The sequence below is a fragment of the Massilia sp. BGA-UO-ETr-WB1 genome (assembly GCF_059567845.1).
Genome location: NZ_JCAQOT010000026.1, coordinates 353,540 through 368,945 on the forward strand (window position 1 = coordinate 353,540; position 15,406 = coordinate 368,945).

General features: G+C 65.8%; 15 protein-coding genes. 9 read left to right on the plus strand and 6 right to left on the minus strand.

Annotated elements, in window-relative coordinates; all coding sequences use genetic code 11:
- Positions 1-50 precede the first annotated feature (50 nt).
- Positions 51-1,499 (plus strand): exodeoxyribonuclease I, encoded by a 1,449-nt coding sequence (gene sbcB, locus AC56DV_RS24035; RefSeq protein WP_496316737.1) that lies wholly within the window; start codon positions 51-53, stop codon positions 1,497-1,499.
- Positions 1,500-1,543: 44 nt separating this feature from the next.
- On the opposite strand, the gene pyrF is transcribed toward sbcB, so the two are convergent.
- Positions 1,544-2,368 (minus strand): orotidine-5'-phosphate decarboxylase, encoded by an 825-nt coding sequence (pyrF, locus tag AC56DV_RS24040; RefSeq protein ID WP_496316738.1) that lies wholly within the window; start codon positions 2,366-2,368, stop codon positions 1,544-1,546.
- A gap of 85 nt (positions 2,369-2,453) precedes the next feature.
- On the opposite strand from pyrF, the gene AC56DV_RS24045 reads away from it, so the two are divergent.
- Together AC56DV_RS24045 and AC56DV_RS24050 are read left to right on the plus strand one after the other, a co-directional pair.
- Positions 2,454-3,218 carry an SDR family NAD(P)-dependent oxidoreductase gene (locus AC56DV_RS24045; protein WP_496316739.1) on the plus strand — a complete coding sequence of 255 codons (765 nt, stop codon included), beginning with the start codon at positions 2,454-2,456 and terminating at the stop codon, positions 3,216-3,218.
- A 369-nt stretch (positions 3,219-3,587) separates the two neighbouring features.
- A complete protein-coding gene (locus AC56DV_RS24050; RefSeq protein ID WP_496316740.1) occupies positions 3,588-3,983 on the plus strand; it encodes a VanZ family protein in 396 nt (131 codons plus the stop codon).
- On the opposite strand, the gene AC56DV_RS24055 is transcribed toward AC56DV_RS24050, so the two are convergent.
- The gene (locus tag AC56DV_RS24055) at positions 3,980-4,249 is read right to left on the minus strand and encodes a hypothetical protein (protein ID WP_496316741.1); all 270 of its coding nucleotides are present in this window, start codon (positions 4,247-4,249) and stop codon (positions 3,980-3,982) included. The genes AC56DV_RS24050 and AC56DV_RS24055 overlap by 4 nt on opposite strands.
- 187 nt (positions 4,250-4,436) lie before the next feature.
- Between AC56DV_RS24055 and AC56DV_RS24060 the strand changes: the two genes are divergently transcribed.
- Positions 4,437-4,922: a hypothetical protein gene (locus AC56DV_RS24060; RefSeq protein WP_496316742.1), complete on the plus strand. Its 486-nt coding sequence runs from the start codon at positions 4,437-4,439 to the stop codon at positions 4,920-4,922.
- 6 nt (positions 4,923-4,928) lie between these two features.
- Here the strand turns inward: AC56DV_RS24060 and AC56DV_RS24065 are convergent, their stop codons facing one another.
- The gene (locus tag AC56DV_RS24065; protein ID WP_496316743.1) at positions 4,929-5,807 is read right to left on the minus strand and encodes a TraB/GumN family protein; all 879 of its coding nucleotides are present in this window, start codon (positions 5,805-5,807) and stop codon (positions 4,929-4,931) included.
- A gap of 298 nt (positions 5,808-6,105) precedes the next feature.
- Complete coding sequence (locus AC56DV_RS24070) at positions 6,106-7,614, minus strand: dipeptidase (RefSeq protein ID WP_496316744.1); 1,509 nt, start codon at positions 7,612-7,614, stop codon at positions 6,106-6,108.
- A 102-nt stretch (positions 7,615-7,716) separates the two neighbouring features.
- Here AC56DV_RS24070 and AC56DV_RS24075 point away from each other — a divergent pair, with 102 nt between their 5' ends.
- From AC56DV_RS24075 to AC56DV_RS24095, 5 genes are all read left to right on the plus strand, one after another.
- Positions 7,717-8,727 (plus strand): LLM class flavin-dependent oxidoreductase, encoded by a 1,011-nt coding sequence (locus AC56DV_RS24075; protein WP_496316745.1) that lies wholly within the window; start codon positions 7,717-7,719, stop codon positions 8,725-8,727.
- Between the two features lie 72 nt (positions 8,728-8,799).
- Complete coding sequence (locus AC56DV_RS24080) at positions 8,800-10,227, plus strand: hypothetical protein (RefSeq protein ID WP_496316746.1); 1,428 nt, start codon at positions 8,800-8,802, stop codon at positions 10,225-10,227.
- 191 nt (positions 10,228-10,418) lie between these two features.
- Complete coding sequence (locus AC56DV_RS24085; protein ID WP_496317277.1) at positions 10,419-11,573, plus strand: MFS transporter; 1,155 nt, start codon at positions 10,419-10,421, stop codon at positions 11,571-11,573.
- A 111-nt stretch (positions 11,574-11,684) separates the two neighbouring features.
- Positions 11,685-12,326: a hydrolase gene (locus AC56DV_RS24090; protein WP_496316747.1), complete on the plus strand. Its 642-nt coding sequence runs from the start codon at positions 11,685-11,687 to the stop codon at positions 12,324-12,326.
- A 221-nt stretch (positions 12,327-12,547) separates the two neighbouring features.
- The gene (locus AC56DV_RS24095; protein WP_496316748.1) at positions 12,548-13,519 is read left to right on the plus strand and encodes an AraC family transcriptional regulator; all 972 of its coding nucleotides are present in this window, start codon (positions 12,548-12,550) and stop codon (positions 13,517-13,519) included.
- Between the two features lie 9 nt (positions 13,520-13,528).
- Here the strand turns inward: AC56DV_RS24095 and AC56DV_RS24100 are convergent, their stop codons facing one another.
- Positions 13,529-14,146, minus strand: a complete 618-nt coding sequence (locus tag AC56DV_RS24100; RefSeq protein ID WP_496316749.1) for an RDD family protein — start codon at positions 14,144-14,146, stop codon at positions 13,529-13,531.
- A gap of 63 nt (positions 14,147-14,209) precedes the next feature.
- Positions 14,210-15,358 carry an acyltransferase family protein gene (locus AC56DV_RS24105; protein ID WP_496316750.1) on the minus strand — a complete coding sequence of 383 codons (1,149 nt, stop codon included), beginning with the start codon at positions 15,356-15,358 and terminating at the stop codon, positions 14,210-14,212.
- Positions 15,359-15,406 lie beyond the last annotated feature (48 nt).

Sequence of the window (15,406 nt, forward strand, 5' to 3'; positions counted from 1 at the left end):
GCCAGAAAGCGGCGAACTGTAGCCGCGTCACCAACAAATACAACGAATCCATGAGCCAGCAAACTTTCCTTTGGCACGACTATGAAACGTTCGGCGCGCAGCCGCGCCGCGACCGCCCAGCCCAGTTTGCCGCGATCCGCACCGATGCGGACCTGAACGAGATAGGCGAACCTATCATGCTGTACTGCCAGCCGGCGCCCGACTTCCTGCCCGACCCGCAGTCCTGCCTGATCACCGGCATTACGCCGCAGCAATGCCTGGAATGGGGCGTGCCGGAGCACAAGTTCGCCGCCACCGTCGAGCAGGCGTTTTCCCAGCCCGGCACCGTGGGCGTGGGCTACAACACCATCCGTTTCGATGACGAGGTGACACGCTTCCTGTTCTGGCGCAACCTGATCGATCCGTACGCGCGCGAATGGCAGAACCAGTGCGGGCGCTGGGACTTGCTGGACGTGGTGCGCATGACTTACGCGCTGCGCCCGGAAGGCATCGAATGGCCGCTGCGCGAGGACGGCAAGCCCAGCTTCCGCCTGGAGCACCTGGCGGCCGCCAACGGCCTGCTGCACGAGTCCGCGCACGACGCGCTGTCCGACGTGCGCGCCACCATCGGCCTGGCGCGCCTGATCAAGCAGAAGCAGCCCAAGCTGTGGGACTTCTGCTTCGCGCTGCACAAGAAGGACCGCGTGGCCGACGAGATCGGCATGCACCTGCTGCCGCATCTGCGCCAGCCCTTCCTGCACGTGTCCGGCATGTTCCCTGCCGAGCGCGGCTGCATCGGCCTGGTGTGGCCGCTGGGCACGCACCCCACCAACAAGAATGAAATCATCGTCTGGGACTGCGCTTACGACCCCGCCGAGCTGTACGGGCTGGACGCGGACACGGTGCGCATGCGCATGTTCACCCGCAGCAGCGAGTTGCCGGAAGGCGTGACGCGCCTGCCGATCAAGAGCGTGCACCTGAACAAATCGCCCATGCTGGTGTCCAACCTGAAGACCCTGTCGCCGGCGATGGCGGCGCGCTGGGGCATCGACGTGGAGCAAGCCAGGCGCCACGCGCAGACGGCGGCGGCCGGGCCGGACCTGGGCGCGCTGTGGGCGCAGGTCTACCACCGTCCCGGCGCGGCCGAGGAAACGGATGTGGACGAGGATTTGTATGGCGGCTTCGTCGGCAAGGACGACCGCCGCCTGCTGGACGCGATGCGCCGGGAGACGCCGGCCAAGCTGGCCATGATGACGCCGCCGTTCGACGACGCGCGCCTGGGCGAACTGGTGTTCCGCTACCGCGCGCGCAACTTCCCGCAAACCTTGAGCGAGCAGGAAGCCGAGCATTGGGAAGCGCACCGCGCCGCGCGCCTGTTCGACGGCGCGGCCGGGGCCAGGACGGTGGAGCAGCTGTTCGGCGAAATCGACCAGTTGTCCGAGACCGCCGACGAGCGCGGAGAGGAAATCCTCGGCGCGCTGTACGACTACGCGGAGATGGTGGCGCCGCAGCGCTACTAGGGGCGCCGGCGGCTTAGGCGCATCGCGCCGTCACCCGCCGTTGCTCAGCCGGCGCGGTGCTGGTTGATCGCGTCGCGGGTTTCCAGGGCCACGCGGCGGGCGGCCATGGCGAAGTCCTCGCCCGGCTGCTGCGCCGCGTACAGGATGGCGCGCGAAGAATTGATCATCATGCCGGTGCCGTTCGCGGTGCGCCCGGCCTTCACGGTGGCGGCCACGTCGCCGCCCTGCGCGCCGACGCCCGGCACCAGCAGCGGCATGTCGCCGATAATCGCGCGCACCTGCGCCAGCTCTTCAGGGAAGGTGGCGCCCACCACCAGCGCGCACTGGCCGTTGGCGTTCCACTTCTCCGCCACCAGGCGCGCCACGTGCTGGTACAGCGGCTTGCCGTCCACGTTCAGGAACTGCAAATCCGAGCCGCCCGCGTTCGACGTGCGGCACAGGATGATGACGCCGCGGTCGGCCCATTCCATGTACGGCTCCACCGAATCCGACCCCATGTAAGGGCTCACCGTCACCGCGTCCGCGCCGTAGCGGTCGTAGGCTTCGCGCGCGTACTGGCGCGCGGTGGCGCCGATGTCGCCGCGCTTGGAGTCCAGGATCAGCGGGATGTGCGGATAGTGCTCGCGCGCGTAGGCGCAGATGTCTTCCAGCTGGCGCTCGGCGCTCAGCGCGGCGAAATAGGCGATCTGCGGCTTGAAGGAGCAGGCCAGGTCGGCCGTTGCGTCGATGATCTCTTTGCAGAAGTGGAAGATGCCGTTCGGGTCTTGCTGGAACTGCGGCGGCAGCTTGCCCATGTCGGGATCGAGGCCGACGCACAGCAGGGAGTCGTTGGCCGTCCATGCGGCATTCAGCTTGTTAATAAAATTCACGACGACCCCTCCAAATTAAATGCAAACCCGCCATTATAGCGTGAAGTAAAATTCGCTCCATCGATCAACCCTCAGGACCCACACCATGAAACTATCTCAAAAAGTAGCCATTGTCACCGGCGCCACCCAGGGCATCGGCCTCGCCTGCGCACAGCGGCTGATCGCCGAGGGCGCCAAGGTCATGCTGGTGGACATCAAGCCGGAGGGCGCGCAGGCGGCCGAGGCGCTGGGCGACCAGGCCCGCTTCTATACCGCCGACGTGAGCCAGAAGGCGGACGTGGACGCGCTGGTGGCCGAAACCATGGCCGTGTTCGGCCGCATCGACATCCTGATCAACAATGCCGGCGTCACCCACAAGGCCGACTTCCTCGACCTGACCGAGGACGATTTCGACCGCGTGATGCGCATCAACCTGAAATCCATGTTCCTGTGCAGCCAGGCCGTGGCGCGCCAGATGGTCAAGCAGCAAAGCGGCTGCATCATCAATATGTCCAGCGTGAACTCCGAACTGGCCATTCCCGACCAGGTGCCGTACGTGGTGTCCAAGGGCGGCATCAACCAGCTGACCAAGGTGATGGCGCTGAACCTGGCCCAGCACGGCATCCGGGTGAACGGCATCGGCCCCGGCACCATCCTCACCGAACTGGCCAAGAAAGCCGTGCTGGGCAGCCCGGAGGCGCGCCACACCATCCTGTCGCGCACGCCGATGGGCCGCTGCGGCGAGCCGGAGGAAGTCGCCTCCATCGCCGCCTTCCTGGCCAGCGACGACGCCACCTACATGACCGGCCAGACCCTGTTCGTGGACGGCGGCCGCCTGGCGCTGAACTACACGGTGCCGGTGAAGGAATGACGGCGGAGAGTTATATGGAAAACTAATATATGATATCGAAAACGAAAATTAGACATATATGCTGTGCTGCAGCATAATTGCACCTGTCTCCACTATTCTCCTCCAAGATAATAGTTTCAAGCCCGCTTTGATCAGCGGGCTTTTTTTTATCCAAAATTTTCTTGGCGCCCCTTGAGATATGTCACGGTGGCGTCACATGGGGGATATAAACTTGCTTCATCTGCTGCACATGCAACCGATATGCGTGGCAACAGAACGGTGCGCCCCGTGCGCACCACCCCGAATTCTCTGCTCTCTTGACCCGGATATGGGTTTTTCGGCCCGCTTTCACCAGCGGGCATTTTTTTTGCCGCATGCTATCCTTGCGCTATGCGTTCCCTACTTCAGCAAGTCGTCCTCACCTCCGCCCACGCCAATCTGCGCTACCGCACCGCGCTGGTCCTCTACCTGATGATCTTGGTGCTCGGCTCCATCCCCGGCGCGCGCAGCGACATCGGCGCGGTCGCGCCCGGCGTGGTGCTGCACTCCTGCGCTTATGCCGGCCTGACCTTTTTGCTGTTCACCGGCAGCAGCGGCAGCGCGGCTTTACGCGCCATCAAGGCGGTGCTGACCATCATGGCCATGGGGGCGCTGGATGAGCTGGTACAGAGCTTCCTGCCCTACCGCCACGGCGCGGTATCGGACTGGGCGGTGGACACGGCCGCCGCCCTCGTCACTGCCAGCATCATGTGGCTGCTGTGGAGCCGCAACAAGGTCGCGGCCTAGCCCGGATCGTCCTTGCCTTCCGGGTAGTACTGGCCGAACTCCAGCTCGCGCTGGCGGTTCTTCACGTCCATGCCGATCTTGCGCAGGATGGCGCGGGTTTGCCGCTTGCGGCTGGCGCAGGCCAGGCTGCCGGCGGCCCGCTCCGCGTCCAGCCGCATCTCCAGCAATTGCTCGGCTTTCGCCAGGCGCACCAGTCCTTGCAGCGCCTGTGTGTACACGTGGCGCTGCCGCACTTCCGATTGCAGCCCGCAGGTAGCTGCGATCAAATCTTCGATTACCTTGTCCGTCCTGCGATTAAACATAGCCACCCCTATAAATTTCTGACACGCAATTATGGTCACGCAATTCAGGTAATCGCTTGATGTGCGTCAAGGGTGCGCGCTTCCGCTGGAACGGGTGGCATCATAGGAACTCCAAACTATTCGAGCGGACGCTCGTATAACGGAGATCATCATGAAGATAAAAAGCACTTTACTGGCCTGCACGCTGATCGCGCTGGCCGGCTGCGCCTCGGACCGCAGCACCTCGATGGACAATGGCGGCAGCACAGCCAGCACGAGCAGCACCGAGAGCGGCGGCACCGGCACCGGCACCGCCAGTGCAGCCAATACGGCCGGCACGGTAGGCCAGTCGGCGCCGGCCACCGCGTCGCCCGAAGCGCGCGGCGCCGCGAGCATGGCGCAGACCGGCAGTCCGGGAAGCGGCGTGGTCCAGAGCATAGACCAGATCACACGGCAGGACGCCGTGTCGATGGGCCTGTCCGCCGGCGCAGCGGCGGCGGGCGGCAGCCTGGGCTCGCCCAGCGACAGGATTTATCGCGTCACCGTGCGCATGGACGACGGCACCACCCAGACCGTGCTGGCGGAGAGCATGCCCAGCTACAGGAGCGGCGACCGCGTACGCTACGCCAACGGCATGGTCTCGCGCGAATCCCAGTAAAACGGATCAGTAAATCTGTTCCACCTGGTAGCCGCGCTGGCGCAGCAGCTCGGGCACGCCCTGCGCGCCCAGCAGATGCAGCAAGCCGACGCCGACAAACGCGGTCTGGTCCGCCTTCATGATGTTTTCGATCGAGGCCGCCATCTCGGGATTGCGCTTGCCCAGCAGCGTGCGGTCCATGAAGGCGGCGGACACGCTGTCGCCACTGATCATGGATTGCCAGGCCTCGTTCATGCCCGGCGCGTCGGCCTTGCCCCAGGCGTCGATCAGGCTGGCGGTCTTTTTCAGCGACGCGCCGCTGGCCAGTTCGGCCAGGTTCTCGCGCAGATAGGTTTCCTGCTGCGCGTCGTTCATGTCGGCGAACAGGCCCAGCTGATAATCCGCGCTCTCCAGTTCGCGCAGCGGCTTGTTATGCTGCGCGGCTTCCTTCAGCAGGAACTGCTCCACGCCCTGGCTGCGCATATAGCCGTGGCGCTCGATTTCGGCGCCGATCAGCAGATTGGCCAGCAGCCACGGACGGTACTGTTCCAGGTTGTCCAGCGACATGCCGGCGCGGGCCAGCGCCTGCTGCAGCAGTGCCAGCGTTTCGTGCGACAGGTGGTTGCGGATCGAATCGCCCTTCGGATAGCGGCCGTGCGCCGCCAGCGCCTGCTGGAACGGTTCGCTGGCGCGCACGTCCAGCTCCAGCACCAGCGCGTTCGAATCGGCCAGCGCGCGCGTCACCTGCGGCTCCAGCGGGAAGAAGGCCTGCTTGCCTGCATGTACCGTGCCGAACAGATAGCTGGTGCGGCCGTCGTGCCGCACTTTGAACAGCGCGCCGCGGCGCGGCGCCGCCTCTTCCATGGAAGCGGCGATGGCGCCCGCCGGTTGCGCATGCGCGCTCATTTCCATCTCGGCGCTGAACGCGGGCCGGCACACAAGCTGGCAAACAGCAAACAGCAATGCACAAACTGACAATGATTTACGTGGCATGCAGAGTCCCCTGCCGGGATCGTTGGTGATCCGGCATCCCAATAGATGAAGTTGAAAAGATGAGGTTTCGGTAAGAAGCGGCGAGAAAGTAAGCCTTATTGCGCTTGATAGTAAGGCTTATTTTTCCGCATGGGAATACATAACGGGGCGGACTGGACAAAAAAAACGCGGCGCACCAACAAAGGTGCGCCGCGCCGATAACATCCTTGCATTAACGTGCCAGTTCGACCAGCACAGCGGTGTACATCTGCAGGTTCAGCATCAACTGTTTGGTGGTGATGAACTCATGTTCGGAGTGGCCGGTGTAGGCCATGCCCGGCATGGCCGGACCGAAGGCAACCGCTTTCGGGAACAGGCGCGAGTTGGTGCCGCCGCCGATCGAGATCGGCTTGGCATTCTGGATGCCGGTGTAGTGCGAGAACACGTCCAGCAGCACCGGCACCTGCGGCGCGTCCGCCTGCACCCACGGCTCGCCGATCTGCATGGCGATGGCCGCTTGCGGCGCATGCGTGCGCTTCCACTGGTCGAACGCCTGCTGGAACTCGGCTTGCAGCTGGGCGCCTGGCTTGCCTTTCGGGCGGCGGATATTGATGTTCAGCTCGATGCCGCCATCCTTCTGCTTGAGCACGGTAGGCGCCACCGTCATCGGGCCCATGAAATCGTCGCGGTAGGCCGCCTTGCCGAAACGTTCGCCGTGGATGCCGGTGCCGACCAGGTCGTTCAGCATGGTCACCATGCCGGCGGCGGCGGTGGCTTTCCATGGCTGCACCTTGAGCGCGTCCGCCAGCATGCTGATGGCGTTGACGCCGTCTTCCGGCTTGGACGAGTGCGCGGACAGGCCCAGCGCGGTGATTTTCAGGTCGCGGCCCTGCCACGCGTACTGGTAGCGCATGCCCTTCTGCGCGGCGGCGCGCGCGCGGATCTGTTTTTCCAGCGCCGGCGTGGCGTTGGCGATCACGGCGCTGGCGTCCTCCGGGATCTGGCTGCCGAAGAAGCCGCCGGCGAATTCGCGCAGCAGCGGGCCCTTGCCGGCTGCCGGGGCCGGCAGCGCCGGCATGGTCACCTTCACCGCGCCCCAGCCCTTCTCGGCCGTCACCACCGGATACTCGGCGTCCAGCGTGATGTTCATCTGCGGCGGCGTGTGGTCTTTCAGGAAAGCCTCGAGCGGCGCCCAGTCCGATTCCTCGGCCATGTAGACGTACAGCTCAAGCCGCTTCTTCAGCGCCACCTTCTGGTCTTTGATAGCCTTCATCGCATACATGGCGGTGGCGATCGGGCCCTTGTCGTCTTCCGAGCCGCGCGCCACCAGGCGGCCCGGCTCGCTGGTGCTGTCCAGCTCGAAGGGCGACTTGGCCCACTTGGCAGGATTCACCGGCTGCACGTCGCCGTGCGTGATGATGCCGACCCGGTCCGCGCTCTCGCCCAGGCCGATCACCGCCACGTAGCCATGGTCTTGATAGTCCAGGCCCAGGCGCGCGGCCTCCTCTTTCAGCATCTGCTTGAAAGCGATGTGCTGCGGGTTCTTGTCGGCCGTGTAGGCCGGATCGGCCACGGTGTTGTAGCTGACCATGGCGGCCAGCGCGGCGGTCATCTGCTGCGGATAGGTTTCAACTGCGTAACGGGCGGTGGCGGTGGCCGCCTCGCTCAGCGCGGCGGCCTGGGCGCTCGGGTAGAGCGCGGCCTGCGCCAGCATGGTCATCAAGGCAATTTTTTTCAGCATGAGGCGTGTCTCTTTTGTTATGGTTTTGCAAGTGTAACGGAAAGGCCATGAGCGCGTCAGGGCCTTCATTGAAACCCGGCTTACCGCCGCCATATCACAGCCATGACTCCATTTTCCATACTCGACCTCTCCCCCATCGCGCTCGGCAGCGATGCCTCCGCCTCGCTGCGCAACACGCTGGATCTGGCGCAGCACGGCGAACGCTGGGGCTACAACCGCTACTGGCTGGCGGAACACCACGGCATGCCGGGCATCGCCAGCGCCGCCACCTCGGTGGTGATGGCGCACGTGGCCGCCGGCACCCGCACCATCCGGGTGGGCGCGGGCGGCATCATGCTGCCGAACCATTCTCCGCTGGTGATCGCCGAGCAGTTCGGCACGCTGGAAGCGCTGCATCCGGGGCGCATCGACCTGGGCCTGGGGCGCGCGCCCGGTTCCGACCAGACCACCGCGCGCGCCCTGCGCCGCAGCCTGGCGTCGGACGCGGACGAGTTCCCGCAGGACGTGCTGGAGCTGCAAGACTATCTGTCCGACGCGCCGCGCCAGCAGGTGCTGGCCGTGCCGGGCCGGGGCGCCAAGGTGCCGCTGTGGATACTCGGCTCCAGCCTGTTCGGCGCGCAGCTGGCGGCCCATCTCGGCCTGCCCTATGCGTTCGCGTCCCACTTCGCGCCGGCGCAGATGATGCAGGCGGTGGCGCTGTACCGCGCCAACTTCAAGCCCTCGGCGCAGCTGGACCAGCCGTACGTGATGCTGGGCTTCAATGTGTTCGCGGCCGACACCGACGAGGAAGCGCAGTTGCTGGCCACCTCGATGCAGCAAGCCTTCGTCAACCTGCGCACCGGCCGGCCGTCGCAGCTGCCGCCGCCGCTGGCCAATTACCGCCAGACCCTGGGCCAGCAGGAAAACGCCATGCTCGATTCGGTGCTGTCCTGCTCGGCGATCGGCTCGCCGCAGACGGTGGCCAAACAGCTGCAAGGCTTTATCGACAGCACCCAGCCGGACGAGTTGATGATCACCTCGCAGATCTTCGAGCACGGCAAGCGCCTGCGTTCGTACGAGATAACGGCCGGCATCCGCGAGCGGCTTGAGCCAGCGCAAAAGCGCACGCCTTAAGCATAGCCATAACTCTCCTGTCTGCTTAACTGGAACAGGGCAGCTTGCCCGGCCACGCAGCAGGAGAGTGCCATGAAGACCCCCACCGCCAAGGGCGCCGTCGCCGCCTTTGCCATCCGCATCGCCACGCTTGCCGCGGCAGCGGCCATCGCGGCCGCCGCCTTCGCCGCGCAGCGCCACCCGCCGCCGGCGGAGCGTCCCACCAGCTACATGAAGGTGGACATCACCGAAGACTTCGGCGCAACGCTGGCGCGCATGCGCGCCGCGCGCGCCGCCCTGATGCAGCGCCAGCGCGAGCTGCTGGCCCAGCGCTACGACTTGTCCAACCGCCCCAGCGGCGCCGCCATGTTCCGGGGCAAGCCGGTGCAAGGCGGGGTGCGCGTCAAGCTGCCGGCGGGCACGAGCTGGCAGCGCCTGGCCGAACTGGGCCCCGACGACATCCGCGCGCGCGACCTGTTCCCGGCCGGCTTCCTGCCGCTGCCGCATCCCAACCACGCCGAAGGCGGCATGCTGTTCCCGCAATTCCAGATCGACGAGCTGAAACGCCAGGAGCAGCGCGACCTGAACCGCTTCGACCTCGACTTCGACCTGCCCGACCACTTCCTGCCCGAGTTCCCCGCGCCGATCTTCCTCACCACGCGGCCCGACCTGGGCGACGTTTCCGGCGGCAAGCTGCTCACCATCGACAACTTCCACGGCATGTTCAACGGCCTGCTCAACCCCAAGCAGCTCGAAGGCCTGCGCCTGCTGCTCACGCCGTTCCCGCAGCAGCAGTTCAACCAGACCGAAGACCGCCGCTCCGAACGCCCCAGCCGTGGCGTGGCCTGCCTGGACTGCCATTCCAACGGCCACAGCAACGGCGCCACGCATCTGGTGGGCGACATCCGCCCGCAGATCTTCCGCCACCGCATCGACACGCCGACCTTGCGCGGCCTCAACATCCAGCGCCTGTTCGGCTCGCAGCGCGCGCTGAAAACGGTGGAAGACTTCACCGAGTTCGAGCAGCGCGCCGCCTACTTCGACGGCGACCCGGTGATCGCCACCAAGAAGGGCGTCAACGTCCTCGAGCGCGGCAGCCAGGTGCACTTCATGGCCGAGTTCCAGGCGCTGCTGGACTTCCCGCCCGCGCCCAAGCTGGGCATCAACGGCAAGCTCGATCCGGAGAAGGCCAGCGAAAGCGAGCTGCGCGGCCAGGCGCTGTTCTTCGGCAAGGCGCAATGTTCCACCTGCCACGCCGCGCCCTACTACACCGACAACCTGATGCACAACCTGAAGGCGGAGCGCTTCTACAAGCCGCGCATCGTCAACGGCATGATGGCCACGGCGGACGGCCCCATCAAGACCTTCCCGCTGCGCGGCATCAAGGAATCCCCGCCCTACCTGCACGACGGCCGCCTGCTGACGCTGGAAGACACGGTGGAATTCTTCAACCTGATCCTGGAAACCAAGCTCAGCGACAAGGAAAAATCCGACCTCACCGCCTTCCTGCGCACGCTGTAGCGGCGCGCCATGCCCGGCCGGATATGCCAGCCATATCCGGCCGCCGCCAGCAGGGATCTGGATTCCCCACTACAATGTTTGTCCGGCTGAGCCCGCCTTTTTCCAAGCAGGGCCCGGCACTTGTCGTTGCGCATCCAGGAGTTCCGTTGACCACCCACCAAACCATCGCCGTACCGGGGATTTCCTCCGGCATGGTATTGCTGCTGGCGACCGCCACCGGCCTCATCGTCGCCAATCTGTATTACGCCCAGCCGCTGGTCGGCCCCATCAGCCTGGCCACCGGCCTGTCGCCCGGCGCGGCCGGGCTGATCGTCACGCTGACGCAGATCGGCTATTGCCTCGGCATGATCTTCATCGTCCCGCTGGGCGACCTGCTGGAGAACCGCCGCCTGATCGTCACCTGCCTGGCCGCCACCTCGGCCGCGCTGCTGGTGGCCGCCAGCACCAGCAACGCCGGGCTGTTCCTGGCCGCCGCGCTGTGCATCGGCCTGGGCTCGGTGGCCGCGCAGGTGGTGGTGCCGTTCGCCTCCCACCTGGCGCCGCCGCACATGCGCGGCCAGATCGTGGGCAAGGTGGTGTCCGGCCTGTTGATGGGCATCATGCTGGCGCGCCCGGTCTCCAGCCTGGTCACCGACGCGCTGAACTGGCACGCCATCTTCGTGCTGTCGGCCATCGGCACCGCGCTGCTGGCCTTGCTGCTGCACCGCAAGCTGCCCAGGCGCCAGCCGGTGGCGGCCATGCCTTACGGCGCGCTGCTGGCCTCGCTGTGGCAGTTGCTGAAGACTACGCCCGTGCTGCGCCGCCGCGCCGCCTACCAGGCCTGCATGTTCGGCGCCTTCAGCCTGTTCTGGACCACCGTGCCGCTGGTGCTGGCGGCGCCCTATTTCGGCCTGTCGCAAACCGGCATCGCCATCTTCGCGCTGGCCGGCGTGGCCGGCGCCATCGCCTCGCCGTACGCCGGCCGCCGCGCCGACCAGGGCAAGAGCCGCTCCACCACCGGCATGGCGCTGGCCGCCGCGCTGCTCGCCTTCGGCGCGCCGCTGCTGCTGCAGGGCGGCCGCGTGTTCGACCTGGGGCTGCTGGTGGCCGCCTCCATCGTGCTCGACGCCGGCGTGTCGGCCAGCCTGGTCACCGGCCAGCGCGCCATCTTCGCGCTGGGCGAAGACGTGCGCAGCCGCCTGAACGGCTTGTACATGGCGATCTTCTTTTGCGGCGGCGCCATCGGTTCCTCGCTGGGCGGCTGGATGTACGCGCACCACGGCTGGCACGGCGTGCTGATGACGGGGCTGGCGTTCCCGCTGATCGCGCTGCTGGTATACGCCACGGAGTTTATCGGCAAGGAGTAACGCTCTCCCGTAAGCAAGAGCAGGGGCAGTCCTTATAGCAGACGTGCAATTCAGGCAAAGCTGGCAAAGTGCGAACGTACTTTGCCACCCCGACTTTTCAAGGAGAAAACCATGTCCTACAACACCCTGCTCAATCCGCAAGACTGCGTCCTGGCGCTGATCGACCACCAGCCGCAAATGCTGTTCGGCACCATGTCGCACGAGCGCACCGCCGTCCTGCACAACGCGCAGATCCTGGCCAAGACCGCCAAGCTGTTCGGCGTGCCGACCATCCTGACCACCATCGCGTCGGAAACCTTCAGCGGCCACCTGATCCCCGAGATCCAGTCCGTGTTCCCGGACCAGAAGCCGATCGACCGCACCTCGATGAATTCGTGGGAAGACCAGAACTTCAAGGCCGCCATCAAGGCCACCGGCCGCAAGCGCATCATCATCGCCGGCCTGTGGACCGAAGTGTGCGTGACCTTCCCGACCCTGCAGATGCTGGCCGAAGGCTACGAGATCTTCGTGCCGACCGACGCTTGCGGCGACACCACCATGGAAGCGCATGAGCGCGCCGTCCAGCGCATGATCCAGGCCGGCGCCACGCCGACCAACTCGCTGCAATGGATGTGCGAACTGCAGCGCGACTGGGCGCGCGGCGAAACCTACGACGGCTGCATGGACATCTTCAAGGCCCACTCGGCCTACGGCATCGGCATCCGCTACGCCAAGCAGATCCTGGGCGAGCACGCCAACGAAGGCGGCAAGTAATTAGTCAGCAGTAATATCCCGCCGGGGCGGCGCCCGCCGCCCCTTCCCTGTCCCCTATCCGTCCCGCCCCGTCTAGCACGAAACCGCGCCCTGCGCGATAGAGTCCCCCGTCTAATTTTTTGCTGCTGGCCTGGTAAATTTCATGCGTTAATAATTTACAAAAAAGACGCAGAGCGAACCGTCAAAAATAAGCACGGTCGTTCGCAATGGAGACATGGGAAATGAACGAAGCACTCTTGGGGCCCGGCATGGGGTACTCCTCCGCCCTGCACCTGGTGCGGGGCGTGAAGTCGCGCCTGGCGCATTCCGGCGTGCAGGCCGAAGCGCTGTTCCAGCAGGCCGGCCTGGACGAAGGCGACGGCCTCGCGTGCGACGCCCTCGCGCTATCCGATAAACTGAGCCACCTGTGGTCGCTGCTGGTCGAGCATTCCCGCGACCCGCTGATCGGCCTGAAAATATCCACCCCGAACCGCCTCGGCTGGCTGGGCGTGATGGGCCACATCATGCTGGTGTCGCCCACCGTGCAAAGCACCATCGAGCGCTGCCACGGCCACACGCGCGTGGGCCTGGTGCTGCCCGGCGCGCAGCGCGTGGTGCCGCAGCAGCGCTACGACTTCGTCTGGTGCGTGCTGCTGCGCAGCCTGCGCAGCGCGGCCGGCAACGACGACGCCAGGCCGGTGCAGGTTGAATACGCGTTCCCGGAACCGGCCAGCGCCGACATGTACGCGCAGACCTTCGGCTGCCCGGTGCATTTCAACCGCCCGCACAACGTGATGGAATTCGCCGACGCCGACCTGGTGTCGGCGCTGCCCGGCTACCGGGGCGGCAGCGGCGTGCTGGCCAGCCTGGCGCAGGCGCAGCCGCCCACCATCGGCGCGCGCGTGCAAGCCATGGTGGCGGCGATGCTGCCCAAAGGTCCGCCGCAGCGCGAAGACGTGGCGGCGCACATGATGATGAGCGAGCGCACCTTGCAGCGCCGGCTGGCCGAGGAAGGCACCAGCTTCACCGCGCTGGTGGACGACACGCGGCGCGAACTGGCGCGCCAGTCGCTGGCCGCCGGCGAGCTGTCGCTCAAGGTGCTCAGCTTCCAGCTCGGCTTCTCGGAGCCGAGCGCCTTTTACCGCGCCTGCAAGCGCTGGTTCGGCATGACGCCGTCCGACCTCGTCAGCCACGCGCCGCGCAAGGAAGGCTGAAGCCTGGGCTTAAGCCTGGGCCTTGGGCTTGTGCACCACCACCGTGCCGGCCATATAGTCGTGTACGGCGCGGCGGCGCTTGTTCAGCAGCATGGTGACGAACTCGCCCCAGATCCAGATCTGAAGGGCCACGTTCACCGCCGGATACCACAGCGGCGCCTGCTCCACCAGCACCGTGTTCATGCGCATGAAGCCGAGCGACAGATACAGCTCGTCGCCCATCGCCAGGCTGGCCATGACCAGCGCCACCGACGACGCTGCGCTCAGCGCGAACATCACGCTGTAACGCAGCAGGGCGGCCTTGCCGGTGACGGCCGCGCCATCCACCATGGCCACGCGGATTTTCATCATCAGCTTGCCCGGCGTGCCGCCGTAGCGCTTGACCAGGTAAACGTTAAACCACAAGCCGAACAGCAATCCCGGCACCAGCCACAGCGCATGGAAGTAGCGCGTGGTGGTGCTGAGGAACAGCACGATGCCGGTCAGCGGCGCCAGGCACAGCGCGTCCAGCCAGAAAGCGCCGAAGCGGCGCCAGAAGCCCGCATACTGCAGCTCGCCCGGCGCCGCGCCGGCGTCGCCCTCTTCAAAAACGGTTTGCGGTGCCTGATACGGATTGGTGCTTTCCATGGGAGACGAGGCCTGAAGTCAAAGAATAAGCATTATCGTCTCGATATTTCATCTTGGCAACTATCATACTTTTACAAACCAGCGCCGGCGCCACATGAACCAGGCCACCGCGAACATGGCGGCGTTGAACAGCAGCGCGTGCAGCAGCGAGGCGGCCTCCGGCTGCAGGGGCAGCGCCTTGATGGGCGCGTACAGCATGGCGCCCAGCGACTGCTGCGTGCCGTCCGCCTGCGCGAACTTGACGAAGCCCAGCATCTTGGCCACCAGGCCAGACAAGGCGAAGATGAACAGCGCGTTCATGCCGTAGATGATGAAGAACGCCGAGCCGCCTTGCGCCCTGGCACGCAGCCATGCCGAGGGGTTGGCGTCCAGCAGCCAGTAGAAAACGGCGAACATCAGCAGCGCCCAGCCGCTGATGAACAGGCAGTAGGACGTGGTCCACAAGCTCTTATTGATCGGCATCAGCACCACGTCCAGCATGGCGCCCGCCAGCAGCAGCGCCAGGCCGGCCAGCATCATCCACACGGTTTGCTCGGACCGCGCGCGTTCCGCCATCAGCCAGCGCCCGGCCAGCACGCCGATCAGCTGGCTGCACAGGGCCGGGATGGTGGTGAACAGACCTTCCGGGTCCCAGGTTTTCGATTGCGCCCACATGTGGCCGCTGAGGAACTGGCGGTCCAGCCACGCGCCGAAGTCGCGGCCCGGTTCCAGCACGCCGGCGCCCACCACGCCGTTCACGTCCGGCACCGGCACCAGCAGCATCATCGCGCTGTAGAAGGCCAGCAGGCCGGCGATCCACCACAGGATCTGGCGCCAGTTGCAGTACACCACCAGCGGCGCCGCCAGCATGGTGCACAGCGCGATGCGCTGCAGCACGCCCGGGATGCGCACGCTGGACAGGTCGAAGCGCGGAATGTAGTTGAGCAGGAAGCCGATCAGGAAAATCAGCAGCGCGCGCTTGAACAGCTTGCGCAGCAAGGCGCCCTTGTCCGCGCCCGCGTCGGCTGCGCGCCCCAGCGAGAACGCCATCGAGATGCCGCCGATGAACAGGAAGAAGGGAAAGATCCAGTCGGTGAAGGTCCAGCCGTTCCAGTGCGCGTGCGCCAGCTGCGAATACAGGTGGCTCCAGTCGCCGGGATTATTCACCAGCAGCATGCCGGCGATGGTGAAGCCGCGAAAGGCGTCGAGGGAGGTCAGGCGCGTGGCAGTCATGGTGCTGTCGGTGCTGTCGTCAAAAGAAAAGCCGCCCGGAGGCGGCTG